Annotated in this window: 24 protein-coding genes; 12 read left to right on the top strand and 12 right to left on the bottom strand. The window is 43.9% G+C overall.

Annotated features, from left to right (window positions below; translation table 11 throughout):
* Positions 1-70 precede the first annotated feature (70 nt).
* The 5 genes from accC to J7I42_RS12410 form a co-directional block, all read right to left on the bottom strand.
* Positions 71-1,408, bottom strand: a complete 1,338-nt coding sequence (gene accC / locus J7I42_RS12430) for an acetyl-CoA carboxylase biotin carboxylase subunit (protein WP_209139107.1) — start codon at positions 1,406-1,408, stop codon at positions 71-73.
* Between the two features lie 110 nt (positions 1,409-1,518).
* A complete protein-coding gene (accB, locus tag J7I42_RS12425; protein WP_209139106.1) occupies positions 1,519-2,013 on the bottom strand; it encodes an acetyl-CoA carboxylase biotin carboxyl carrier protein in 495 nt (164 codons plus the stop codon).
* 172 nt (positions 2,014-2,185) lie between these two features.
* Positions 2,186-2,752, bottom strand: a complete 567-nt coding sequence (efp, locus tag J7I42_RS12420; protein ID WP_209139105.1) for an elongation factor P — start codon at positions 2,750-2,752, stop codon at positions 2,186-2,188.
* A gap of 94 nt (positions 2,753-2,846) precedes the next feature.
* Positions 2,847-4,877, bottom strand: a complete 2,031-nt coding sequence (locus J7I42_RS12415; RefSeq protein WP_209139104.1) for a M56 family metallopeptidase — start codon at positions 4,875-4,877, stop codon at positions 2,847-2,849.
* A gap of 61 nt (positions 4,878-4,938) precedes the next feature.
* Positions 4,939-5,304 (bottom strand): BlaI/MecI/CopY family transcriptional regulator, encoded by a 366-nt coding sequence (locus J7I42_RS12410; protein ID WP_209139103.1) that lies wholly within the window; start codon positions 5,302-5,304, stop codon positions 4,939-4,941.
* Between the two features lie 227 nt (positions 5,305-5,531).
* Between J7I42_RS12410 and J7I42_RS12405 the strand changes: the two genes are divergently transcribed.
* The 6 genes from J7I42_RS12405 (at position 5,532) to J7I42_RS12380 (ending at position 10,595) form a co-directional block, all read left to right on the top strand.
* Complete coding sequence (locus J7I42_RS12405; protein ID WP_209139102.1) at positions 5,532-6,038, top strand: TlpA family protein disulfide reductase; 507 nt, start codon at positions 5,532-5,534, stop codon at positions 6,036-6,038.
* A 104-nt stretch (positions 6,039-6,142) separates the two neighbouring features.
* Complete coding sequence (gene mdh / locus J7I42_RS12400; RefSeq protein ID WP_209139101.1) at positions 6,143-7,072, top strand: malate dehydrogenase; 930 nt, start codon at positions 6,143-6,145, stop codon at positions 7,070-7,072.
* A 223-nt stretch (positions 7,073-7,295) separates the two neighbouring features.
* Positions 7,296-8,066: a discoidin domain-containing protein gene (locus tag J7I42_RS12395; RefSeq protein ID WP_209139100.1), complete on the top strand. Its 771-nt coding sequence runs from the start codon at positions 7,296-7,298 to the stop codon at positions 8,064-8,066.
* Between the two features lie 227 nt (positions 8,067-8,293).
* Positions 8,294-8,656, top strand: coding sequence for a YciI family protein (locus J7I42_RS12390; RefSeq protein ID WP_209139099.1), 363 nt, complete (start codon positions 8,294-8,296; stop codon positions 8,654-8,656).
* A 2-nt stretch (positions 8,657-8,658) separates the two neighbouring features.
* Complete coding sequence (locus J7I42_RS12385; RefSeq protein ID WP_209139098.1) at positions 8,659-9,945, top strand: RNA polymerase sigma factor; 1,287 nt, start codon at positions 8,659-8,661, stop codon at positions 9,943-9,945.
* 131 nt (positions 9,946-10,076) lie between these two features.
* Positions 10,077-10,595 carry a hypothetical protein gene (locus J7I42_RS12380; RefSeq protein ID WP_209139097.1) on the top strand — a complete coding sequence of 173 codons (519 nt, stop codon included), beginning with the start codon at positions 10,077-10,079 and terminating at the stop codon, positions 10,593-10,595.
* Positions 10,596-10,654: 59 nt separating this feature from the next.
* Here the strand turns inward: J7I42_RS12380 and J7I42_RS12375 are convergent, their stop codons facing one another.
* From J7I42_RS12375 to J7I42_RS12360, 4 genes are all read right to left on the bottom strand, one after another.
* Positions 10,655-11,671: a glycosyltransferase family 9 protein gene (locus J7I42_RS12375; RefSeq protein WP_209139096.1), complete on the bottom strand. Its 1,017-nt coding sequence runs from the start codon at positions 11,669-11,671 to the stop codon at positions 10,655-10,657.
* Positions 11,672-11,685: 14 nt separating this feature from the next.
* Positions 11,686-12,909: an MFS transporter gene (locus tag J7I42_RS12370; protein ID WP_209139095.1), complete on the bottom strand. Its 1,224-nt coding sequence runs from the start codon at positions 12,907-12,909 to the stop codon at positions 11,686-11,688.
* 4 nt (positions 12,910-12,913) lie between these two features.
* On the bottom strand, positions 12,914-13,834 hold the full coding sequence (locus J7I42_RS12365; protein WP_209139094.1) for a DedA family protein: 921 nt from the start codon (positions 13,832-13,834) through the stop codon (positions 12,914-12,916).
* An 84-nt stretch (positions 13,835-13,918) separates the two neighbouring features.
* Positions 13,919-15,427: a dicarboxylate/amino acid:cation symporter gene (locus tag J7I42_RS12360; RefSeq protein WP_209139093.1), complete on the bottom strand. Its 1,509-nt coding sequence runs from the start codon at positions 15,425-15,427 to the stop codon at positions 13,919-13,921.
* 199 nt (positions 15,428-15,626) lie between these two features.
* Here J7I42_RS12360 and J7I42_RS12355 point away from each other — a divergent pair, with 199 nt between their 5' ends.
* The 3 genes from J7I42_RS12355 to J7I42_RS12345 all read left to right on the top strand — a co-directional run bounded on the left by J7I42_RS12355 (position 15,627) and on the right by J7I42_RS12345 (position 18,674).
* Entirely contained in the window at positions 15,627-17,171 is a 1,545-nt protein-coding gene (locus tag J7I42_RS12355) for an amino acid permease (protein WP_209139092.1), read from the top strand.
* A 230-nt stretch (positions 17,172-17,401) separates the two neighbouring features.
* The gene (locus tag J7I42_RS12350) at positions 17,402-18,124 is read left to right on the top strand and encodes a YebC/PmpR family DNA-binding transcriptional regulator (protein ID WP_209139091.1); all 723 of its coding nucleotides are present in this window, start codon (positions 17,402-17,404) and stop codon (positions 18,122-18,124) included.
* A 139-nt stretch (positions 18,125-18,263) separates the two neighbouring features.
* Positions 18,264-18,674 (top strand): thiol-disulfide oxidoreductase DCC family protein, encoded by a 411-nt coding sequence (locus J7I42_RS12345; RefSeq protein WP_209139090.1) that lies wholly within the window; start codon positions 18,264-18,266, stop codon positions 18,672-18,674.
* 2 nt (positions 18,675-18,676) lie between these two features.
* Here the strand turns inward: J7I42_RS12345 and J7I42_RS12340 are convergent, their stop codons facing one another.
* From J7I42_RS12340 to J7I42_RS12330, 3 genes are all read right to left on the bottom strand, one after another.
* Positions 18,677-18,979: a hypothetical protein gene (locus tag J7I42_RS12340; protein ID WP_209139089.1), complete on the bottom strand. Its 303-nt coding sequence runs from the start codon at positions 18,977-18,979 to the stop codon at positions 18,677-18,679.
* 12 nt (positions 18,980-18,991) lie between these two features.
* The gene (locus J7I42_RS12335; protein ID WP_209139088.1) at positions 18,992-19,783 is read right to left on the bottom strand and encodes a PhzF family phenazine biosynthesis protein; all 792 of its coding nucleotides are present in this window, start codon (positions 19,781-19,783) and stop codon (positions 18,992-18,994) included.
* Between the two features lie 170 nt (positions 19,784-19,953).
* Positions 19,954-22,347 (bottom strand): alpha-ketoacid dehydrogenase subunit alpha/beta, encoded by a 2,394-nt coding sequence (locus J7I42_RS12330; RefSeq protein ID WP_209139087.1) that lies wholly within the window; start codon positions 22,345-22,347, stop codon positions 19,954-19,956.
* 223 nt (positions 22,348-22,570) lie between these two features.
* On the opposite strand from J7I42_RS12330, the gene J7I42_RS12325 reads away from it, so the two are divergent.
* From J7I42_RS12325 to J7I42_RS12315, 3 genes are all read left to right on the top strand, one after another.
* Entirely contained in the window at positions 22,571-23,032 is a 462-nt protein-coding gene (locus J7I42_RS12325) for a DUF1573 domain-containing protein (protein ID WP_209139086.1), read from the top strand.
* A gap of 13 nt (positions 23,033-23,045) precedes the next feature.
* Complete coding sequence (locus J7I42_RS12320) at positions 23,046-23,489, top strand: DUF1573 domain-containing protein (protein ID WP_209139085.1); 444 nt, start codon at positions 23,046-23,048, stop codon at positions 23,487-23,489.
* Between the two features lie 237 nt (positions 23,490-23,726).
* Complete coding sequence (locus J7I42_RS12315) at positions 23,727-24,920, top strand: pyridoxal phosphate-dependent aminotransferase (protein WP_209139084.1); 1,194 nt, start codon at positions 23,727-23,729, stop codon at positions 24,918-24,920.
* Positions 24,921-25,086 lie beyond the last annotated feature (166 nt).

The raw sequence follows: 25,086 nt of genomic DNA, 5'->3' as shown, positions 1-25,086 counted from the left end.
AAAGTTAACAGGTTGACAAGTTAACAAGGGTTTTGAACCTGTTAACTCGTCAACGTATCAACTGGTTAACTTATACCATCTTAAATGTCTCTAAGAACTTGGTATTGAAGTTACCTTTTATAAAGTCATCGTTCTTCATCAATTGCTGATGGAACGGAATTGTAGTTTTTACCCCTTCAATTACATACTCGCTTAAAGCACGGCTCATGGTATTGATGGCTTCTTCACGTGTACGGGCTACAGCAATGATCTTGGCGATCATAGAATCGTAGTATGGCGGAATAACATAACCGGCATATACGTGTGAGTCGATGCGGATACCGTGACCGCCGGGTTGATGCAACGTAGTGATCTTGCCCGGGCTGGGACGAAAATCATTGTACGGATCTTCGGCATTGATACGGCATTCGATAGCATGCATCTGCGGCTCATAGTTCAAACCACTGATGGCTTCGCCCTGAGCTATCTTTATCTGTTCTTTAATGAGGTCGAAGTTGGTTACTTCTTCAGTTACGCAATGTTCTACCTGAATACGGGTATTCATTTCCATGAAATAGAAATTGCGGTGTTTATCAACCAGGAACTCGATGGTACCCACGCTTTCATACCCAATGGCAGAAGCGGCTTTGATAGCAGCCTCACCCATACGTTTACGCAGCTCGGGAGTCATAAAGGGAGAAGGTGATTCTTCTACCAGTTTCTGGTGACGGCGTTGTATAGAGCAGTCTCTTTCGCTGAGGTGACAAACTTTACCATAGCGATCGCCTGCTACCTGTATTTCAATGTGGCGTGGTTCTTCCACAAACTTTTCCATGTAAATACCGTCGTTTTTGAACGCGGCGCCCGCTTCGGCTTTGGCGGTGTTGTAGTTCTTTTCCATTTCTCCCTCATTCCAAACTACACGCATCCCTTTACCACCACCACCTGCAGTGGCTTTCAGAATAACGGGATAACCAACTTCTTTTGCCAGCGTTTGGGCTTCTTCCAGACTTTCCAGCAACCCTTCGCCACCAGGTACCACAGGTACACCGGCTTTGATCATGGTTTCTTTGGCAGTTATCTTATCGCCCATAGAACGGATCTGATCGGGCGTGGGTCCAATAAATTTTATATTATGCTCGCCGCAGATTTCCGCAAAGCGGGCGTTTTCGGCCAAAAACCCATAACCGGGGTGAATACCGTCGGCATTGGTGATCTCTGCCGCGGCCATAATATGTGGAATATTGAGGTAGGAATCAGAACTGGCAGCCTTACCAATACAAACTGCTTCATCAGCAAACCGCACATGCAGGCTGTCTTTGTCGGCGGTAGAATAAACAGCAACCGTTTTGATGCCCATTTCTTTACAGGTACGAATGACCCGAAGGGCAATTTCTCCACGATTGGCAATTAATATTTTCTTGAACATTGAATTTAATTGTTAATGTGCTAATATGCTAATTTGCCAATGTGCTAAATACTAAACAATAGAATGATGTTGTTAGCACATTCGCTAATTATCGCATTAGCTAATTAAGGTTAAGCTGGTTCTACCAGGAATAACGGTTGATCGTATTCTACCGGCGAAGCATCTTCTACCAATACTTTCACAATACGGCCTTTTACTTCGCTTTCGATCTCATTAAAGAGTTTCATAGCTTCAATAATGCAAACCGCTTTTCCAGGAGTAACATCATCACCTATTTCAACAAACGCTGGTTTGCCGGGTGCAGAGCTGCGATAGAAAGTACCAATCATCGGGCTCTTAATAGTGATCAAATTGTCAGGAACCGCATCTGCAGCTTTTGATTTATCTGCAGCGGGGGCAGTTACTTGTGCAGCAGGTTGAGAAGCCACAGTTTGTTGTGGCATAGCAGTCATCATAGGAGTATGTACAGGAGCTGCAATGACATTTTGAACCGGTTCTTCTTTTTGTTTGATGGTTAATTTAAATCCCTTTTCTTCAATCGTCACTTCCCCAATATTTGATTTGTTGATCATCTTGATCAACTCCTGAATTTGTTTAAAATCCATCTGTTAAAAATTTTAGTTTGTCGTTTAAGTCCTGTATAACAGGCGGCTAAGATAAGGATTAGACGCTAAATATATCCAAAAGCGTTTTTTTAAATGCCGCTCGGTCTTACCCAAAAAAAGAGGACAATGGATTTTTTAGTTCCATTGTCCCAGTATAACGTAAGTTTTAGTACTATTCTTTTACCCGTTCTACATATTCACCAGTCTTCGTATTTATACGAATCAACTCACCTTCGTTTACAAACAGCGGCACGTTCACGGTGGCGCCTGTTTCAACGGTTGCAGGCTTCAGGGTGCGGGTAGCGGTATCGCCTCTTAAGCCAGGTTCGCTGTAGGTTACCTTTACCACAATTTTATCAGGCAGTTCCACACTCATCGGTTGCTCTGTTTCGGTATTGATGAGTACAGAAACCTCTTGTCCGTCTTTCAGGAACTGGGGAGCATCTACCAGGTTCTCGGCCAGGGCTATTTGCTCAAAAGTTTCACTGTCCATGAAATTGTAACCGGTATCGTCCTTATAAAGGAACTGGTAGGTTTTGCGCTCAACGCGTACCGGATAAATGGTATCACCACTGTTCCAGGTTTTTTCAATACTCCGGCTATTGTCAACGCCCTTCAATTTTGCCCATACCTTGGCAGCAGCCCGGGCAGTTTTATTTTCGCCAAATTCAACCACGGTGTATAAACTTCCATCCAGTTTGATAATCATGCCGCGGCTGATATCTGAGGTATTTGCCATAAATGATAAAAATTTCAAAAGTCAATAAAACAAGTACAATTCTAAAAAGAGGAGGCAAAATTATGGCAAAATTGGCAGGTAGCAAAATGGACTGTTACTGTTCTTTTGTCGGGGCAGCCGGTTTGGCTTCCGCGGCTTTCTTGGGTTCCATGTCGGGTTTAGCCATGGGAGTCAGATTTATAAGGTCGGGGGCTTTCTTAATCTCCGGTTTGGGTTTGAATTGTGCGGCCTTATCCGCCTCAGCAGATGGTTTAGCCACAGGTGTCAGATTAATAAGGTCGGTAGATCTCTTAACCTCCGCCAGTTGAGGCCTGGCTTCTGCGCCCCCGGCTTTATCCATTGAACTCCCTTTAACTATTTTTACAGTTACGATCTTGTTATTAGTAGCTATCATATTTCCCTCTTTCGCTATCTCAGCCATTTTAACATATGGGCTTGGCGTGCTTTTGGCAACGCTCCTTGCATTGGGGCGCCCTCTGACAATGATAACAGGCCAAACATTGCTGTCGGGCGTTACACTGTACATAGGCAGGTATTTTCGTCTGTATGTTGTGTTATAGGTATTGTCGCCTATACTATTTTCGTCGTTTTTGACAATGGCTGGTTTTACCGTTTTCAGCCTTAGCTTATTCCCCATCACTGTTTTTGGCAACAATATGATCTGCCGTGGTGGCACTTCACCGTATTTGTCTTCATACTGTTTGTCTTTGTTCCAGTCGTTAAGCGAAACCGCCAGCACTATTTTATTGCTTTTGTCCTTCACGATCACAGTAGCTTCGCCACGGTTATCGACAACGGTAATACAAAAACCCTTTTTGTTGTAGCAATCCTCCTGTGCAGGAACCGGTGGCGGCGGTGGGGGCGGAACCGGGGTTAACTCCAGCGTTGGCGGGGCCTGGGGTGCTACCGAAAGCAATATTTTCACGGGAGCTATAGGCGCTTCCGGTGCCACTGGAGCCAATTTATTGGGGGAATCAGGGGCTATCGGCGCCAAATCAATTAAAACCTGGTTGAGTGGTTCTGGAGCGGTTGGCATGGTAGGGGCAACAGGCGGCGGTGGTGGCGCTGGCAATGGGCCATATTTCTGCTCAAACGCGTCCTTTTCTTTGGGATTGTTAAGGTCGTACTTCTCTATCTTTTTGTTCTTTAACCGAACAGTGGCCTTATTATCATTAACATCAATGGTTGAAACCTCCTTCAATCCTGGCGGTACTTTTGCAGCAGCTGGTATGGTATCGGTGACCAACGAGCTCACAAATTGACGGTTAATTTGAGTGGAATTACGAAAGGCCAGTAATACCACTACCAGTAAGGGCAGCAGAAACAGGAACCTGATCAGGTTTACCCGGGCACTTTGGGCTTTGTTCATCATGGCTATTCTTTTTTTGAGTGAAGAAAAATTGAAATTGTTGGCTATACTAAATGAATTGACTCCAATAACTTTTAAAAGCAGATACTGGTATTGTTTGCGATCGAAACCGGTTTGCAATACCTGGTGATCGGCAATAAATTCCAGGTTCTGACGAATATCATGGCGTAATAACCACGCAAACGGATTATACCAGTTCAACAGACACAACAGTTCACTCCAGACAATATCCAATGTGTGCCGTTGTTTTACATGTATAAATTCATGACGAATGATCTCTTTCAACTCATGTTCACTATGCTGATGCTGGTTTACATAAATTCCGCGGCCAAATGAAAAGGGCATCACCGGTGCATCTATATGATATAACTTTACTTTATTATCATACAGCAATACCGCTTTTGAGCGCATTTTGAATAAGGAATAGTATTGCACCAACAAACGCACTAACATTACCACTATTCCAACAATGAAAACAACTGCCCCTACCAACCACCAGTCAATACCAACCGAAGCGGTTGCAGGGGATATTTGCGTAATGGCCGGAATGTAATTTACAAGGGCCGATTCGCGTAAGGCCGGCTGTTTTACTATAATGGTAAAAACGTTTATGACGGGGATCACAAAACATACCATTGAGTATATCAACAGGTACCAGCGGTTCCAGTTATAAAAGGTAAGCCGGCGCAGAAATAACTGATAGAAGAGGTATACGATGGATAGGCTTATTGTTAGCTTAAGGAGATATTGTAACATATAGCTTCTTTTGGAATAGTTTGAGTATGACGTTTGAAGTTGAAACTTTTCAACGCTGTTTCTATTTCTTACTTCCGCCTTCGATCATCTCTATTATATCCTTTAACTCCTTCGGGCTTAACTTCTTTTGTTCCACAAAAAAGTTCACCAGCTGCTTGTAGGAGTTATCGAAATAATCCTTCACCACCCCACTCATGAAATTTTTTTTGTATTCCTCTTCTGAAATGGCGGGTTTGTATAAATAGGTATTACCCACCAGCCGGCTCTGTAACATGCCTTTTTTCTCCAGGTTCTTTACGGTGGATGCCAGGGTTGTATAGGGCGGCTGAGGCGCTTCCATATTTTCAAGGAATAGCTTTATGTTGCCCTCTCCGGTTTTCCATATAGCCTGCATGGCCTGCTCTTCCTGTATGGTTAATTTATCCATCTACGATATTTTCGTAAACCTACGAATAATCCGTAAATAGTACAAAATCTTTTTTGTTAAATGGGATTAACATATGCCTACCCTGTTCATTTACTGTTATTTTTGAAGTAGTATAATTATACGAGAAGAGTTAATTTTGATAGATTCCTTTATAATTAAGTAAATCTGAAACTTTATCAGGCCGCTCCGAACAGGGGCGTACCCTAACACCAGCAAACATTTGACAAATGAGAAACCGGCTTTTTTTGCTTATTCTGGCATTTACAGTAAAACTGGCATCAGCGCAAACTTCCGCCCCCGACAGTCCGGCCTATAAACGGTTCCCAACTATTCCGCCATTTACCATTTTACAGACCGACAGTACCAATTTCACCAAAGAGAACCTGAAACATCATCAGCCTACTCTCATTATGTATTTCAGTCCCGATTGCGACCATTGTAAACACCAGTGGGCAGAAATGGAAAAGAAAATGAAGGAACTGAAGAAATACCAGATTGTGATGGTCACCTATCAACCGTTCGATGAAATGGTTGAGTTTTATAAGGAACACAAGATCGCCGAATACCCCAATATTAAAATGGGCCGGGACACCAAATTCTTCCTGCCACCTTTTTTCAAAATAAAAAGCCTGCCTTTTCAGGCGCTGTATGATAAAAAGGGTGAGCTGATTACCACTTTCGACGGAAATGTTGAAGTTAATAAGGTACTTCAGGCCTTCAATGCAAAGGACTAACGGTACTTTATTGGTTACATTTGGCCGATAAATAAAAAAGAGATATTCTTCAATCGCGCCCTATTTTTGCGCAATAATTTGCTCACCACCTTAAATTTTTTCTGATGAAAGTAACTGTTGTAGGCGCCGGTGCAGTAGGCGCTACCTGCGCTGATAATATCGCCCGGGCCGAACTGGCAGAGGAACTGGTATTATTGGACATCAAAGAAGGACTGGCCGAAGGAAAGGCTCAGGACATGATGCAAACAGCCGCTTTACTGGGCTTTGATACCCGCATCATAGGTAGTACCAATGATTACAGCAAAACTGCCGGCAGCGATGTAGTTGTAATTACATCAGGCTTACCCCGTAAACCGGGTATGACCCGCGAGGAATTGATCGGAACCAACGCCGGGATCGTAAGAGGCGTAGCCGAAAACATTCTGAAACACTCGCCCAACGCTATCATCATCGTTATCAGTAACCCCATGGATACCATGACCTATCTGGCTTTAACCGCTACCGGCTTGCCAAAGAACAGGATCATTGGGATGGGTGGTACGCTCGATAGCGCCCGTTTTAAATATCAACTGAGCCAGCACCTGGGTTGCAGCCCTGCCGACCTGAATGCTGTAGTTGTAGGTGGTCACGGCGATACTACCATGATCCCGCTCATTCGTTTGGCAACCTGGAACAGCGCCCCTGTTACCAAATTCCTGAGCGAAGAACAACAAAAACAAATAGTGGCCGATACAATGGTAGGTGGTGCTACCCTTACCAAACTGATTGGCACCAGTGCCTGGTATGCACCCGGAGCAGCCGGAGCAGCCCTGGTTGAAAGCATTGTACGCGATCAGAAAAAATTATTTACCTGCTGCGTATCTCTGAATGGAGAATATGGTCAAAAAGATATTTGCCTTGGCGTTCCCGTTATCATCGGTAAGAGCGGCTGGGAAAAAATAGTTGACTTTGGTTTAAATGCCGACGAGCAAGCCCTCTTTAACAAGAGCGCTGATGCCGTTAGAAGCATGAACGATGTTTTGAAAACATTGTAATAACGAGCTTACAGTAAGAAGTAGGAAGTACGAAGCGCCATATACTCGTACTTCCTATTTTTTTTGCTCTGTTCCTCCAACTCCCCGCCTTCTCTCTCCCCCAATAACATCTCATTAATTCAACCGCCTGCAGCCAGGCACTGAATTTGATTCCTACTATATAACAGCCACTACCTGCCAGCGACTGTACTGCAATTCATTCTTGAACGCTAAAGTGTAAAATATGAAACATGTATACGCTGAAGTTGGCAGAACTCTTTGCCTTACAGCTATTTTACTGATAAGCAGTATGACGATGAATCCCACTAATGCGCAAACACCCGCCGATCAATCTTCAGCCGGTTATGTTCCCGCTTATACGGGGAAAGTTATTCCCAATGAATTTATTGACTTTCGTCAAAATACCAGGCTCGTATATGAAGGCAACAATGCGATGACAGCGTTGCCAAACCCGGTAGAAATGCGTGACCTGATCATTACCGCTTCGCAAAACGACGGTATTGTATTACAATGGCGCAGTACCTGGGAACCTGATAACCTTAAATTATATGAGATAGAATTCAGTTCAGATGGGATTAACTTTCAACGGGTAGGTGTATTGGCTGCCGGGAACTATTTGAGCGGAAAAAACTATTCCTTCAGACATTACCCGGTAAACATCCGCGATCAGTTGTTTTATCGCATTCGTATAACCGATGCAACCGGCCGGTATGATTACACGCCCATTTTAAAACTGGCAGCTACCGGTTCCACCCAGAATTATGTATTTCCTACAATAGTAAATACGGAAATGGTTAGTTTATACCTGAACGATTCCTTTAAGATGGCGCAGATCATAAACAGTCAGGGGGTTATTTTACAAACCCAGCTTTTAAGCGGCAAAACAGGTAGAACAGATATCTCATTAAGCCACCTGGCGGAAGGCATTTGTTATGTACGGCTGTTGGGCAATGACCCGCAACGGAATGTTGTAGAGAAGATCTTCATTAGGTAGTGTGGCTGAATTAGTTGCAGTTGCTTGCATCTGTCTTAGTTAACTTGTCAACTTGTTAACCTGTCAACTTTATACTTTCTACATACAACATCACTTCCTACTTCCAACTTCCTGTCCCTACCCCACTTTTCCAACCTCATAATTTTTTTTACCAACTTTGTCCTGTCTGGTTCCCTCCATTCGTCATTTTCCCGGTAACTTAATTGTAATCTTTAAAATTTACCGTTATGAAAGATTTTATGTTCATTTTCCGGGGCGCTGCCGAGCAATACAATTTCTCAGCAGAACAAATGCAACAACACATGCAAAAATGGATGACCTGGATAGACGAACTGAAAGCTAAAAATATTTATGTGGCTGGGGAGCCTTTAACACCGGATGGTAAAACGGTAAAAGGCGCCAAATTACTGGTAACCGATGGACCATTTACAGAAAGCAAAGAACTGGTTGGTGGCTTCTTTATCATCAAAGCCAATACGTTGGAACAAGCAACGGAACTGGCCAAAGGATGCCCTGACCTGCCACTGAATGGCAGCGTTGAAGTGCGGGAAGTGATGAAAGTTGAAGAAATGATGCAGGCCCACAGTTAATTATGAAAGAAGGAGCACAAGAAGGCGTGGCGCAACTGGTCGATCATCTTTTCCGGCACCAGTCGGGGAAGATGATCGCTGTGCTCATTCGCATTTTCGGCATGCACAACCTCGAAATGATCGAAGATGTGGTGCAGGAATCCTTTTTGCGGGCCATTCACGCCTGGACGTTCAAACAATTGCCCGATAACCCAGCCGGCTGGCTGATGCAGGTAGCCCGCAACCGGGCTATTGATATTATTCGCCGCCAGCAACATTTTCAACAATACTCGCAGGAACTGGCCAATGAACTGCAACAGGAAGCAGAAAACACGATTCAACAATTTTTCTCGGAAACGGAAATTGCCGACAGCCAGCTGCGAATGATCTTTGCCTGTTGCCACCCCGCCTTAAAAGAAGAAGACCAGATTGCCCTCACCCTGAAAACGGTTTCAGGTTTTGGAGTGGCTGAAATTGCCCATGCCCTTCTTACCAATGACGCCGTTATACAAAAGCGTTTATACCGGGCCAAACAGTTCTTAAAAGATAACAGGATCTCGCTCGAGATCCCATCAGGCAGGGAATTGTACAGCCGACTTCATGTAGTATATACGGTATTATACTTACTTTTTAATGAAGGATACAAATCGCAGCAACCCAATGAAGTGATCCGCAAAGACCTATGCGCGGAAGCCATGCGGCTTTGCCTGTTACTAACGGAACACCGGGCCGGAAAACAGCCTTCTACCTTTGCCCTGTTTTCCTTAATGTGTTTTCAGGCATCGCGTTTTGAAAGCCGCCTCGACGAGAACAACTCCATCATATTACTGCAGCACCAGGACAGAAATACCTGGAACAAAGCGCTTATTCAAAAAGGATATGAATACCTGAACCTGTCATCCCAAGGCGATGAACTGAGCGTATATCATCTGGAATCGGCCATTGCTGCCGAACATTGTCTGGCCAGTTCCTTTGCGACCACCAACTGGCAACGCATGCTGCAATTGTACGACATGCTGCTGCAACAAAAGCGCACCCCACTGGTTATTTTAAACCGCGCTATTGTATTATCTCAATTAAATGAAACGGTAGCAGCCCTGAAAGAAATATGGCAGCTGGATGCCATTGAACAGCTTATAACCTCTCAATATATTTACAGTGCAGTGCTGGGCGAATTATATATACAACTGGGCGATGATCACAATGCCAGTAAATTCCTGCAACAGGCACTTGTATTAACCACCTCCCTCGCGGAAAAAAGACTGATAACCACCAAACTTGAAACGCTGGTCAAAACCAAAATGAATTAAAGGGAATTAATATATAAATCAACTTGAGCCAGGATCAATGTTCACTAAGACATTAACTTTTTTTTAGACCTTCCGGCCCATTGATTTAGTTGATTTTTCTGTCTATTTTGTCGCACCCTTAAATAAACTATATGTTATTCCCAACCAAAACGCTATTGCTTGTCAGCCTTATCACTCTTACAACATCATGCGCATCAATTGTTAGCAAAGCGGTTTACCCCATTACCATCGACAGCGAACCACGTAACGCCCGTATTACCATCACCAATCGACGGGGTATAGAGGTTTTTGATGGCCATACCCCAGCCCTGGTAAAACTTAAACCAGGTGGCGGCTTCTTTCAAAGGGCTATCTACGATATTGAGATCAGTAAGGTAGGTTATGTTACAAAAAGAATTCCGATCAGTGCCAAACTCAATGGCTGGTATTTTGGTAATTTCCTTTTTGGATATCTTGGTTTGCTTGGCATTTTGGTAATTGACCCCGCTTCTGGCGCTATGTACCGGATAAACGATGTGGCTGTGATGGAAACATTGGAAGTCGAAAACAAAACAGCAGCTGCTGGCAGCCAACAAGTGCCTCAATTAAAAATTTACGATATCAACGAGATACCAGTAGCCTGGAAAAATAAATTAGTGGCTATTCAATAGATAATACGCAATTGGCAAAACAATTAAACTTTGCCAATTGCATATTTCCCATTGCTTATTTATACTTTCCTGGTAAGCCTTTGGTTTACCTTATTCACGATGTCTGTTATGGACTGCTTCTCCATGCATTTAAAATGCCCGAGCGGACACTTATTATACCCTATTTTGGAACAGGGCCGGCAATACAATGGCCTAACTTCCATAATATCATAGGGCAGCTTGTCTTTAGGTAACTGCGGCGACAGAGCGCCGTAATAAGGATACATGCCAAACTGGGGCACGGTATTCCCCCAAATTGAAATGACCTGTTTTTTAAAAGCGGAAGCGATATGCATTAAACCCGTATCGTGGGTTATGATCAATTTGGCGCGTCGAACCAGATCGGCCGATTCGTTGATATTGAATTTTCCGCAGGAGTTATAGATCTTATGCGGATCAACACTGGCAATTTGTTCGCCAGTATCCCGGTCTTCTTTCCCTCCCAGTAAAATGATCGGGTGTTCAATGGCGCCGCATAACTCCTTCAGTTTGTGTAGCGGTAATTTCTTGGTGTTATGGGCAGCGCCTATCACGATACCAATATAACCGGCCAGGTGCCCGGCGGGAATATCACTTTCCTTTACCCTGTCGGTATCGGGAACGAAATAATCCAATCCCTGACCATCATTCTTCACACCCAAGGAGGCCACCGTTTCCAGGTAGCGGTCTACGATATGCACATCGGGCAGCACATTCAGCTTAATAGTAGTGTAAATAAACTTTTGAATGTTGAGCTTATTGAAAGAAAACGCTTTTTTGCCCAATGCCTTTTTAACCCGCATGGTGCGCAGGTTGTGATGCAGATCGATCACATAATCAAAATTCTCGGCTTGCAATTCCGGAATGATGGCCTGCAGGTCATCCTGCATGAAATGCAGTTTATCGATATAGGGATTTGCTTCCAATACCGCCTTAAAGTTGGCTTTGGTAAGATAATGCACCTCAGCTTCCGGCACCTGTTTTTTCAGGCAACGGACAACAGGTGTAGTTAATACAATATCCCCGATAGAACTAAATCTGATAATAAGAATTTTCATACTTCAATACCCGATCACTCCTCTACGTAGTTAAGATCTTTATGAAAAGTTTCTTCTGTTAAAATTGCAGCACCCAAACCAATAACCATGGCAACTATACCAGTGATCAACCCGCTTTTTACATAGCCGGCTGAAGCCTGCAGCGAGGTGAACATGATAGAGATCAGGATCAATGCACCCCGCACCATATTGGGCACCGTGGTAGCGGCTGTGGCTCTTATATTTGTGCCAAATTGCTCAGCAGCCATGGTAACAAAAATGGCCCAGAAACCTGTTCCAAAGCCTAACAATGCGCAGGCTGCATACAAACTGTTTACCGATTGACCACTTAAATTAAAAAACCACACTATCCCAACAGCCGTTATTCCATAAAAAATATACAGTGCCTTTTTACGGCTTCGAAGCGCCTGGCTTACAAAGCCGACGGCGATGTCGCCGATAGAGATAGCAGCATACGCAAACATAACGGCTTTACCAGGGTCAACAGCGCCAACAACACCCATTTTTTCGCCGAACTCTTTTGAGAAACTAACCAGAATACCAATCACAAACCAGGTAGGCAACCCGATCAAAATACTGCACAGGTATTTTCTTAACCGCTTGCCATTATTGAACAACATGAAAAAATTTCCTTTCGAAACATTACTATGCTGAATGTTCTGGAACATGCCCGATTCCAATACGCCCACCCGTAACAGCAACAACAGGAATCCAAGGCCGCCACCAATGAAATAGCATGTGCGCCAGGAAGAAAAAGTTTGTTTAAAAAAGAAAGCTACCACGGCACCGGTTAAACCAACACCGGCCACCAACGACGTTCCTATACCTCTTTTTTCTTTTGGTAACAATTCACTTACCAGGGTAATACCGGCACCTAATTCACCTGCCAGGCCAACACCTGTCAAAAACCGGACGGCCGCATATTGGTTTACTGTTTGTACAAAACCGTTGGCAATATTACCCAGTGAATACAAAATGATGGAAGCGTACAATACTTTTAACCGGCCTTTCTTATCACCCAGAATACCCCATAAAATGCCACCGATCAACAAACCGGCCATTTGGATATTGATGATGAACAGACCGTCTGAAGCAATTTGGTCCTGGTTAAGCCCCAGGTCCTGTAAAGAGGGAACCCGAATGATGCTAAAGAGTAACAGATCATAAATGTCTACAAAATAGCCCAGCGCAGCTACCAATACTGCCAGGCTAAAAACAGAAACTTGTTTTGATTGCATTGGATTAATTAGTTGGGGGTTGAGATACCTTCTTTTTTCCGGATAATAATTTAATAATTACAGGGGCAGTGGTTACGATTACAATACCCAGAACTATCAGTTCGAGGTGTTTCTTCAGGTCAAAATTGAATTGGGTGAAGATCCATTTTTGCAGGAAATGCCCGGCGATGATCATACTGAATACCCAGGCAACGCAACCTATCATATTGAAGAAGGAGAACTTCTTTTTGTCCATATCAACAATACCGGCAACAATAGGAGCAAACGTTCTGATGATAGGCAGAAAACGGGCGAATACGATTGCACCACCACCATGCTTTTCATAAAACTCATGCGCATCGTATAAATATTTTTTCTTGAACAGGAATCGGTCGCGCCAGTGGAACATGGTAGGACCAATCTTTTTTCCTGTCCAGTAACCTATAGTATTACCTAATATACCGGCCAGAGAGATAAGTGCGATCAGTACAAACAGATCGAGCCATTCGTACCGGACACCGCCCATTCCTATTTTTCTAAACAGGTCATTGGCCAGATTGGCGCTGTATATACCAGCTACAAACAACAGGCTGTCGCCTGGCAAAAAGAAACCAACGAACAAACCGGTTTCAGCAAATACAATAAACAACAACAGGAAAAAACCGCCATACACAATATAGAACATGGGGTTCAGCAGGTCTTTCCAGGTAAATGATTTATGCAGGGTGAGTACAGCATTGTCTTTTAATGAACCGGCAGCTACCGAAAGTTCATCATGGTACTGACTGGTAATGGTAATTGGCTCGGCCGGGTTTACGGTGATGGTTGTAAAACCCAACATATCAGTTGTATAGTCTTTAGTTTGACCGCCAGCTGATACGGTTATCTTACTAACCGGAGTTTCGTACTGATTGGTACATTGAATTCTTATTTGTTGCTGTGCCATGGATCCGGATACAGTCAACACAGTCAACAATAAAAATATCAGTCGTTTTAACATAAAAATTTAATGTAAGGTTATTGTTTTCGCCTAATCGTTTACCAATACCGGTTCTGCCTGTACCATTTCAGGTTTCAATTCTCCCTCCCATTTGCTAACCACACTTGTTGCCAGTGCATTTCCTACTACGTTCGTCATGGTGCGGAACATATCGCAAAAATGATCGATCGGTAATATTAACGCTACACCCTCTGGTGGTATTTTAAACATGGCGCATGTTGCAGTTACAACTACCAGCGATGCCCTTGGCACCCCGGCAATTCCTTTACTCGTTAACATCAGCACAATCAACATTGTCAATTGAGTCCCAAGGTCGAGATGGATACCCGAAGCCTGCGCAATGGCCAAACTGGCAAAGGTCATGTACATCATACTACCATCGAGATTGAAACTGTATCCCAACGGTAAAATGAATGAAACTATTTTATCCTTGCACCCAAATCGCTCCAATTCTTCCGTGAGTTTGGGAAATACCGCCTCACTGCTGGTGGTACTAAAGGCAATCAGCATGGGCGAACCAATTCTTTTTAACAAATCGACAACACGCTTTCCCAGGATCAGGTAGCCCACTGAAAATAAAACAGCCCATAATAATGCAATACCTACTAAAAAGAACAGCAGGTATTTGCCATAGAAAATGAACACTTCCAACCCTTTAGTAGCAATTACCGCAGCAATGGCCCCAAATACTCCCAGGGGAGCGAAGTTCATCACATACCCCACCATTTTTAAAATTACGTGCGCAACGGCATCCAGCGCTTTTACCACAGGTTTGGTAATATCTCCCAGTGCCGACATAGCCACACCAAAAAAAATACTGAAGATCACTATCTGCAGTATTTCGTTGGTAGCCATAGACTCTATTACGCTTTTCGGGAATACGTGCTCCACAAATTTAGCCAAAGAAAATTCCTGGGTTTTACCAATCAGATCTTTGGCGCCTGCGGCGTCCTCCATACCCGATATAGCGCTCCCTGGCTTCGACAGGTTAACTACCAGCATTCCAATGAGCAGGCTTACCAGTGAGGCGGAAATAAACCACAGCAGGGCTTTGCCGCCTACGCGTCCAACAGTTTTCAGATCGCCCAGTTTGGCAATGCCCACCACCAGGGTACAAAAAACCAGCGGTGCTATAATCATTTGAACCAGCCGCAGGAAAATAGTAGTCAATAACTTAATATTGTCACTGAACGACTGGATCGCTTTTATTGAGGCGGAGCCATGACTGGGCCCAACTTTAATTTTGTTAAGCGTAGCCTGTTGATCAATTTCATAGGCATCGTTGGTATTGGCCACCACCACCCAGGTGCCGGGAGCCGCTTTTGTTTCACGATAGATGGCAGAATCTTTAACAACCTCGATCGGCTGCACTACCTCTTTCCCCGACAAAACCAACGTGATAGCGTCTTTACCCGTATAATCTTTAGCAGGGGAATAGGTAATTTTGTGGCCAGTTCCTGACTCATGCATCAGGTAACCCACAATAATACCCGCAGCCATAGCTATCAGAATATAGAGGGTGAGCCGGTTTTTCTTCATGTAGTTTGGTTAAAAAGTAATAGGCTGCAATATAATATTAAAAGCATAAACCGATTTGCAGTATCAGTTTATCTTTTGCCCTGTTTACCGCTTAACCATTTATAATAACTTTTGGCCCGTAATTTTAATAAATCCTTATCTTTCCAACCTCATACATGATTTAAAGAAAAACTTTCATCAAAAACTCTAACGCGCTCTTATGAGTCTATTTGTTAAAAAGAACATATTATCATTAATTTCTGAAGCGGACGATTCAGAAAAAGGCCTGAAGCGGACATTGAGTGGCGGTGCATTGATCGCCCTGGGGATTGGGGCCATTATTGGAGCAGGTATCTTTGTACGCACAGCTAATGCAGCCGGAGCCCATGCCGGTTCGGCCGTGACATTCTCCTTTATACTTGCGGCAATTGGCTGCGCCCTGGCCGGTTTGTGTTATGCGGAATTTGCTTCTATGATCCCTATTGCAGGGAGTGCCTATACTTACAGTTATGCAACCATGGGTGAATTTGTTGCCTGGATCATAGGCTGGGACCTGGTGCTGGAATATGCGTTAGGCGCCGCAACCGTTGCAATTGGATGGTCGCAATACTTAAATGAACTATGTACCACCGTCTTTGGGTTTACGATACCGTATGAATGGTGCCACTCGCCCTTCCAGATATCCGATGCCGGGGTGCGTGGCATGATAAACCTGCCTGCTGTATTTATTTTATTAATGCTTACCTTATTGCTTATCAGAGGAACAAGGCAGTCAGCAGTAGTGAACAATATCATTGTGATCTTAAAAATGACCATTGTTCTTTTGTTTATCGCATTAGGATGGCAATATATCAACCCGGCCAATCATACGCCTTATCTGATACCTGCTACACAACCGGATGTAACTTTAAACATCATCGATCCTATTACCAATACCAATAAAATTCACCACTATTCAGATTTCTGGAACCATGGCTGGGGCGGGGTTGTAGCTGGCGCCGGTGTGGTATTTTTTGCGTTCATTGGGTTTGATGCGGTGTCTACAGCCGCCCAGGAAGCTAAAAACCCCAAACGCGATATGCCCCGTGGTATTTTGGTTTCCCTGGCTCTTTGTACCGTATTATACATCCTTTTCTCCTATGTACTTACGGGTTTGGCCCCCTTCACCGATTTCCTGAAACAAGGTGGTGAAGCATCTGTTTCATATGCAGTAAAAACTTATATGCCAGCAAGCTATAGTTGGCTTTCTACCTTTATTACCGCTGCCATTTTATTTGGTTTTTCATCGGTGATACTGGTAATGTTGTTAGGGCAAACACGGGTGTTTTATAGTATGTCGAAAGACGGGCTGGTGCCTGCTGTATTCAGCAAATTGCACCCTAAACACAAAACACCTTACAAATCACAATGGCTGTTCTTTGCTTTTGTATCAATATTCGCTGCCTTCATACCAGATTCGGTAGTGGGCAATATGACCAGTATTGGAACTTTATTCGCATTTGTGTTGGTATGTATTGGGGTGATCATGATGCGCAAATCCAATCCGGAGATCCCAAGATCATTTAAAACACCTATGGTTCCCTTCTTACCTATCCTGGGAGCCCTGATCTGTTTGCTGATGATTGCCGGTTTGGGTATCGACAACTGGCTGCGGTTGATCGTTTGGCTGATCATCGGATTTGCCATTTATTTTGGCTACAGCGTAAAACACAGTAAAGCCCGTAAAGATGCTTTAATGGGAAATAAGCCTGCCGAAAAGGTATAACAACCTGAAAATGTGTGATATTTTCATAACTCCTTATAAAACCCTCCCGATACATCGGGAGGGTTTTGTTTTACCGGAGTGAGTTGGCCAGGTGAACCAGTTATTTTATTTTTGCAGCCCGGAAAACCAGCTACAAGCCGCAAGCTTTATCTGAGACCTGTAACCTGCAATCGGAAACTGGTAACCGGAAACAACATTGATATAGATAATAAATAAACCATAAAGAATATATGGGTCGCATATTTGAAGTACGTAAACACACGATGTTTGCCCGGTGGGACCGGATGGCCAAACAATTTACCCGTATTGGAAAGGAAATTGCCATAGCTGTAAAAGCTGGTGGCCCCGACCCTAATACCAACCCGGCCCTTAGACGTTGTTTTCAGAACGCCAAGAGCGTGAACATGCCTAAAGACCGCGTGGAAGCAGCTATTAAACGGGCCTCGGGTAAGGAAATGGAAAACTATGACGAGATCCTGTACGAAGGATACGGACCCAACGGCGTAGCCATTCTGGTAGAGACTGCTACCGATAACCACGTACGTACCGTAGCCAACATAAAGGCCATTTTCAATAAAGGCAATGGTACCCTGGGTAACAGCGGCAGCGTAAGCTTTCAGTTCAAAAAAATGGGTGTGTTCAAACTGAAACCAGAAGGCCTTAGCCAGGACGACCTGGAGCTGGAATTAATAGATGCCGGTTTGGAAGAAATGGGTGAAGGAACTGGCGAAAACGGTGAAAGCGTATTGGTGATCCGCGTAGCCTTCAACGATTTTGGCAATATGCAAAAGGCGCTGGAAGAAAGGAATATTACTCCCATCAGTGCTGAAGTAGAATGGATCCCCGGCACCACCGTACAACTGGGCGAAGAGCAGGCACAGGAAGTACTGAAACTGGTTGATAAACTGGAGCAGGACGACGACGTGCAGAAGGTGTTCCATAATCTGCAGTAATTCAGGAAGTACAATAACATATTAAAACCCGTACCGGTTAAACCGGAACGGGTTTTGTTTTATCAGTTGAAACGTGATGTGATCATTAATTCAGCCAGGAGTGAAAATAATTTACAGAATGGCTTAAACATTGTTTCCCATGTCCGGCATCAAATCTAAATACATTGTTCTCTTTGATGGGGTATGTAATTTGTGCAGCGGAACCGTACAGTTCCTTTTAAAAAGAGATAAGAAAAAGAGGTTAATTTTTGGGTCTCTACAGGGAAAAACCGGCCAGGAATACCTGCGTAAATACCACTTGCCCACTGATCAGTTCCACTCCTTTATGCTTATTGAAGGCAATGTATTATATACCCGTTCTACCGCTGTATTGCGTACACTGAAGTACCTGGGCCGGGGTTGGCAATTGTTGTATGTGTTTATTTACGTTCCCCAGCCCATTCGCGATGGTGTATATAAATTAATTGCAACCAACCGCTATAAATTGTTTGGTAAAAAAGACTCCTGCCGCCTGCCTACACCCGATGAACGGGAACGCTTTTTAGAATAGCTCTAGTTCTCCAACTCATCCCGCGACATTCCTTCTTTGATCTCTCTTTGAATTATCTTCTTAAACCGCTTCTCATTATACCACCAGCTGAGTACAGTGGAAATAGTAACTATACTGAAACTTCCAATAGCGATCAGCACAAGATTATCAGGCAGATCGATTCCCACCATCAGCGTTAAAAAGGAAAGTACCAGGGTGGCAACAAACGAACCTGTTATTATATACAACAGATAATATTTTATTTTGCCTCCCTGTCGTTGATCTTCCCAATATTTTATAAATCGTTTTTCGGTAGCTGTTAGCACAAATATTAATGTTTATAGATCAATCTCCCCTTTCATAAAGAATACGCACTGGCCCGCCATGGCTACCCTTTCGCCCAGGTATTCGCACCATAACTCACCGCCACGTTTCGATAGTTGCCGGGCATATAAGGTTTTCTTTCCCAGTTTTTCTGCCCAGTAGGGGATCAATTGGGAATGGGCCGATCCGGTTACCGGGTCTTCGTCAACCCCTACAGTTGGTGCAAAAAACCTTGATACAAAATCAGCCTTGCTTCCTTTGGCAGTGAGGATCACTTTGTGACCCAGCGCTTTCAATAAGGTAAAATCGGGCTGGCAAAGTTGTACCAGGCTTTCATCAGCCACTTCCACCAGGTAATCGCGGTACTTATGTACACTATTAATGGAAATATTTCCCAGGGCAGTGGCCAGTTCGGCCGGCACATTGGCAAGTGGCTCTGGTTTCCAGGCAGGGAAATCCATACTGATCTTATCAAAATTTTTGGTTATCACCAGTATGCCGCTTTTTGACTGAAAACGAATAGCCGGGTAACCATAGCCCATTACATGGTATAAAACAAAGGCTGAAGCCAGTGTGGCATGTCCGCACAGATTGATCTCTGATACTGGTGTAAACCAACGGATCTCAAAATCAGCATCCGGTTTCTTTGAAGGCACAAAGAAAACAGTTTCGCTGAGATTATTCTCCATAGCCAGCCGTTGCATCAGGCTATCACTGATCCATTCTTCAAGTGGAATTACAGCAGCCGGGTTACCTCCGAACAAATGGTTGGTAAATGCATCAATCTGATACAAATGTAGCTTCACAGGTATTGTTTTGGGGTTATATAAGTTCTAGTACAGGGCGCTTAGAGCTCAGTTCCAATTCTGGGCCCTAAGTTAAAAGTTCTATCTAATTAAGTTTTTAGTTCGATTGTTAAGAATTTGTTTTCGACTACACCTTAGTCCACTCCTTCGCCCACCGACCTTAGGAGGACCTACTCCGACATCATTTCCTGGATCACATCAACAATCTGCTCCACATTTGGCTTGCTGAAATAATCGCCATCACTGCCATAGCTGGGTCTGTGCGCCTGACTCGTAATGGTGCGGGGCGACACATCGAGCCAGCGATAACCGCCTTGCTCTTCCAGTACTTTATTGTACATATAGCCAGCTGCACCACCAGGCACATCTTCATCAACAAACACAATGCGATTGGTCTTTTTTAATGAATCGAGAATGAGGTGGTTCACATCGAAAGGCAACAGGGTTTGTACGTCGATGATCTCACAACTGATATCGGCTTTGGCCAGAATAGCAGCCGCTTCACTGATGACGCGCAACACACTGCCATAAGAAACAATAGTGATATCAGTACCCTCGTGTATAACCTCGGGTACACCCAATGCCACTTTATAATCAACAATATTGGAAGGTAATTTTTCCTTGAGGCGGTAGCCATTCAGACATTCTACTATAACCCCGGGATCGTTACCAGATAATAAGGTATTGTACATACCGGCAGCCTGTACCATATTGCGTGGAACGCAAATGTGCATACCGCGCAATGAATGCAACATCATACCCATTGGCGAACCGCTGTGCCAGATGCCTTCGAGGCGGTGACCACGTGTACGCACAATGAGCGGACAAGCCTGACGTCCCTTGGTTCGCCAGTACAACGTGGAGGCATCATCGCTCAACTGTTGCAGCCCGTATAACATGTAATCGATGTATTGAATTTCGGCTATGGGACGCAGACCGCGAAAAGCCAATCCTATCCCCTGTCCCATGATCGTTAACTCACGGATAGAAGTATCGAAGATTCGGTTCTCACCATATTTATTCTGTAAACCGGAAAAACCCTGGTTCACATCTCCGATTTTACCAACATCTTCACCGAAGGCAAGCACCTTGGGGTTTCTGGTAAATAGTTCATCGAAGTAATGGTTCAGGATCTCATACCCGTTCATCATGGGCGCGTCACTGGCAAATTCCAATGGGGTGGTAGTTACCTTCATTGGGCTCTTGGGGCTTTCATCATATAAATAACTACCGTAATTGATATAGCCCTCTTTGCGCAGTTCCTGGTAAAATTCCTTCGCTTCTGAGATCAGGTGCGAGTGGCCGGCTGCCTGGATGGCTTTATGCAAGGCCTCCATAACATCTTTACGCAATGGTTCGCGGTTAGTGGCCAGCAAATTTTTAGCAGCAGATATTTCCCCCGTGGTATCAGCACCATGCCCTATCAATGTATCGAGTGTTTCCAGGCATTTTGATACCAACTGTTTTATAGGTGAAATATACTTTTCCCAGGCGCGCACTTTGCTTTCACGCACCAGTTCCTTGGCATGGCTCTCAATTTCTTCCAGCTCATCTTCACTGGCCAGGGTATTCTCGAGGATCCATTCCCGCATTTTTTTATTGCCATCCCATTCCCGCTCCCAGGCAAGACGGTCGGGCGTTTTGTACCGTTCGTGACTGCCCGAAGTGGAATGTCCCTGCGGTTGTGTTACTTCCTCTACATGGAACAGGGCGGGAATATGTGTTTCGCGCATGCGTCGGATGGCCGATTCAAACACCTCACACATACCAGCATAGTCCCATGCTTTTACTTTATATATATCGAAACCATTGGTATTTTCTTTACGTTGCATACCACGCATGGCCTCAGAAATTGATCCTTTTATGGTTTGCATCCGGCGGGGAACAGAAATGCCGTATCCGTCGTCCCATACAAAAACCGCTAAGGGTATTTGCAAAACACCGGCAGCATTCAGCGCTTCCCAGAAGTGTCCTTCAGACGTAGAGGCATCGCCGATAGTACAGAAACATATTTCATTACCATTATTACTCAAATGATTCAGGTCTTTGAGTACATCAGAATTTCGGAATAGTTTGGAAGCCAGGGCCATACCTAATGCGCGTGGCATTTGTCCGGCAGTAGGCGCCAAACCGGCGGCAATGTTTTTCCGGTTAACCAGATCCAGCCATTCCCCCTGTTTATCAACAATGGCAGTGGCGAAATGAGAATTCATTTGTCTGCCACTACTATTGGGGTCATTTGCCGAATCAGGATCGGCATACAGTTGTGAAAAAAATTGTTCAATGGTGGCCTGGCCGGTGGCAAAAGCAATTGTTTGATCGCGATAATAACCCGACAGGAAATCGCCGGGCTGGAAAAATTTGGAAGCCGCAATTTGCGCTACCTCTTTGCCATCACCAAAAATGCCAAACTTGGCTTTACCAGTAAGAACCTCTTTACGACCCAGTAAACTGGCCTCCCGGCTTTCGCAAACCAGGCGGTAATCTTTTAATACTTCTTCGCGAAATTTATCGAAAGACAGCTTCTCGCCGGCAAGCGATTGATTGTGAGTGCTATTTTCCATGCGACAAAAGTATTAATATTAATGCCATTTTGCAGGGTTGTTAAAAAAATGTCATTAGCAAGAAAATTAATTGGCCAATAGCTCGTTAAAAATGTAATTTTGAGCACGTTATGGTTACAAACGTTATTCCCATTGATAGAAAATGGAATCAATTTTATCCTGGAAATAACCGGATATTGTGTAGATTAGCCAATACCAACCAAAAACCTTAAAATTTGTACGTATGAAGAAGACGTTTTTAATGGTTTGTTTTGCAGCGGCTACTTTAATGGCCAAAGCCCAAAGCACTACCACTACCAATACAAAGCCGGTTGAAACAAAACCAGCAGAAGTAGTTCAGTTAAAGGAAACATCTTATGACTTTGGAAAAATCCAGCAAGGTCGTCCTGTTACCCATAACTTTGAGCTGGTAAACATTGGTAAAGAACCACTGATGCTTGAAAATGTACAGGCGTCCTGTGGTTGTACCACTCCAGAATGGAGTAAAGATGCCATTCAGGCCGGCGCTACAACCACCATTAAAATAGGTTACAATGCTGCTGCTGAAGGCATGTTCACTAAAACAATTACAATAACTTACAATAATCACCAATACAAGACATTGACCATTACTGGTACAGTTTATAAAGGCCCAGCAACCTCAGCACCAGTAAATGCGTCTTTATCATTATTGAAAAACAATTAAAAAACATAAGCACATGAAACGTTTCGTATTAGCATTTGCAGCATTGATCTTAACTATTGGAGTATTTGCCCAGACTGCGCCTGCAACTGTTAAAAAGGCGGATAACTTTGTTAAATTCAAGGATGTAACGCACGATTTTGGAAAAATCAAGCAAGGTGTACCCGTAACTTATGCTTTCGCATTTTCTAACATTACAGATAAACCCGTAGTTATTGAATCAGCCAATGCGTCTTGCGGTTGCACAACACCCGTAAAACCAGATGCTCCTATTGCAAAAGGTAAAGATGACAAGATCACTGCAGGTTTCAATGCGGCGGCCGCCGGCCCCTTTAATAAAACCATTTATGTAAAAGTTGCCGGGGTAGATCAGCCTTTGGAATTGAAAATTACTGGCGAAGTACTGTCTGCAGATGACTACGCTAAATTCGAAAAAGAAAAAGGAACCAAAAAGGGATAATCTTTCTGAAGTAGAAAAGTAATAATCGATAAAATAACTGGTCCTCACGGCAAACGCTGTGAGGATTTTTTTTTTAAACCTGTAGTTCCCCATGCTTGTTTGTGCTGGATATAATCCATTGACTTTCATGACACCTTAAATGAACCAGTCTACCAGAATAGTATTTTTTGTAAATACCACATTCTCAACCAGAAACAAAGCATTTTGAACTTAAAACCTGTACCCTATATTTGCGAAATGCTAACACTTAGTAGTCGCGGCCAGCTGATGCCGCCATCACCTATACGCAAACTGGTGCCATATGCTGAAGCTGCTAAAAAGCGGGGCACCAAAGTATATCACCTGAATATCGGCCAGCCCGATATTGAGACGCCGGAGCAAATCCTTGACGCCGTTCGTCATGCCGATTTTAAAGTACTTGAATACAGCCACAGTGCCGGTAACGAAAGCTACCGCCGCAAACTGGTACAGTATTATAAAAAGAACGGAATTGAAGTAGATCATACCCAGATCATCGTAACAACAGGTGGGTCTGAAGCCATTTTATTTGGCTTTATGGCTTGTTTAGATGCAGGTGATGAAGTAATTATCCCAGAACCCTTTTACGCCAATTATAATGGATTTGCGGTGGCTGCAGGCGTTAAAGTAGTGCCCGTGACCTCATCAATTGATACTGGTTTTGCTTTACCTCCTATTTCTGCATTCGAAAAGCTGGTTACCCCAAAAACCAAAGCCATTCTTATTTGCAATCCAAATAATCCCACAGGTTATTTATATAGCCGGGAAGAAATGGAAACGCTGAAACAGATCGTTCAGAAACACAACCTGTATCTGTTCTCTGATGAGGCTTACCGCGAATTTTGCTATGGTGGCGAAAATATCAGCGCCATGCATTTACCCGGTATTGAAGAAAACGTTATCCTGATGGATACTATCTCCAAACGGTACAGTGCGTGTGGCGGCCGTATTGGCGCCCTGGTAACTAAAAATAAACAGGTACTGGAGTCAGTACTCAAATTTGCCCAGGCCAGGTTAAGCCCGCCTTCTTTTGCCCAGATACTGGGAGAAGCAGCCATTGACCTGCCCGACAATTATTTTGATGCGACCAAGGCCGAATACATGAAACGCCGCGATGTACTGGTAAAACGGTTAAACGACATGCCAGGCGTTACCTGTCCTAACCCGCTTGGCGCATTTTATGCCATGGCGCGTTTACCTATTGACAATGCCGATACATTTTGTCAATGGCTGCTGGAATCATTCTCCTATAACGGGCAAACCATAATGCTGGCCCCTGCCAGTGGGTTTTATGGTACACCAGGCCTTGGCAAGAATGAAGTGCGACTGGCTTATGTATTGAATGTAGACGACCTCAATAAAGCTATGGACTGTTTACAGCAGGCATTGAAGGAGTATCCTGGCAAAAAGTAAATTATCTAACTATTACGTATACCACCTGAGGCTGTTCTTTTATAGGGCAGCCTCTTTTTTTGTGGCTAATTTGTTGTCGAAGATCAAGAAGGTGGAAGGTTATAAAAAGGAGAGATGAAGTAACCCCATTTTATAATATTCCTAGCAATAAAGCTCTGTCGTATAA

It is taken from the genome of Niastella soli (genome assembly GCF_017742245.1).
Classification (GTDB): Bacteria; Bacteroidota; Bacteroidia; order Chitinophagales; family Chitinophagaceae; genus Niastella; species Niastella soli.
The sequence above is the reverse complement of the archived record's forward strand: the minus strand, read 5'-3'. Positions and strand labels throughout refer to the sequence as shown.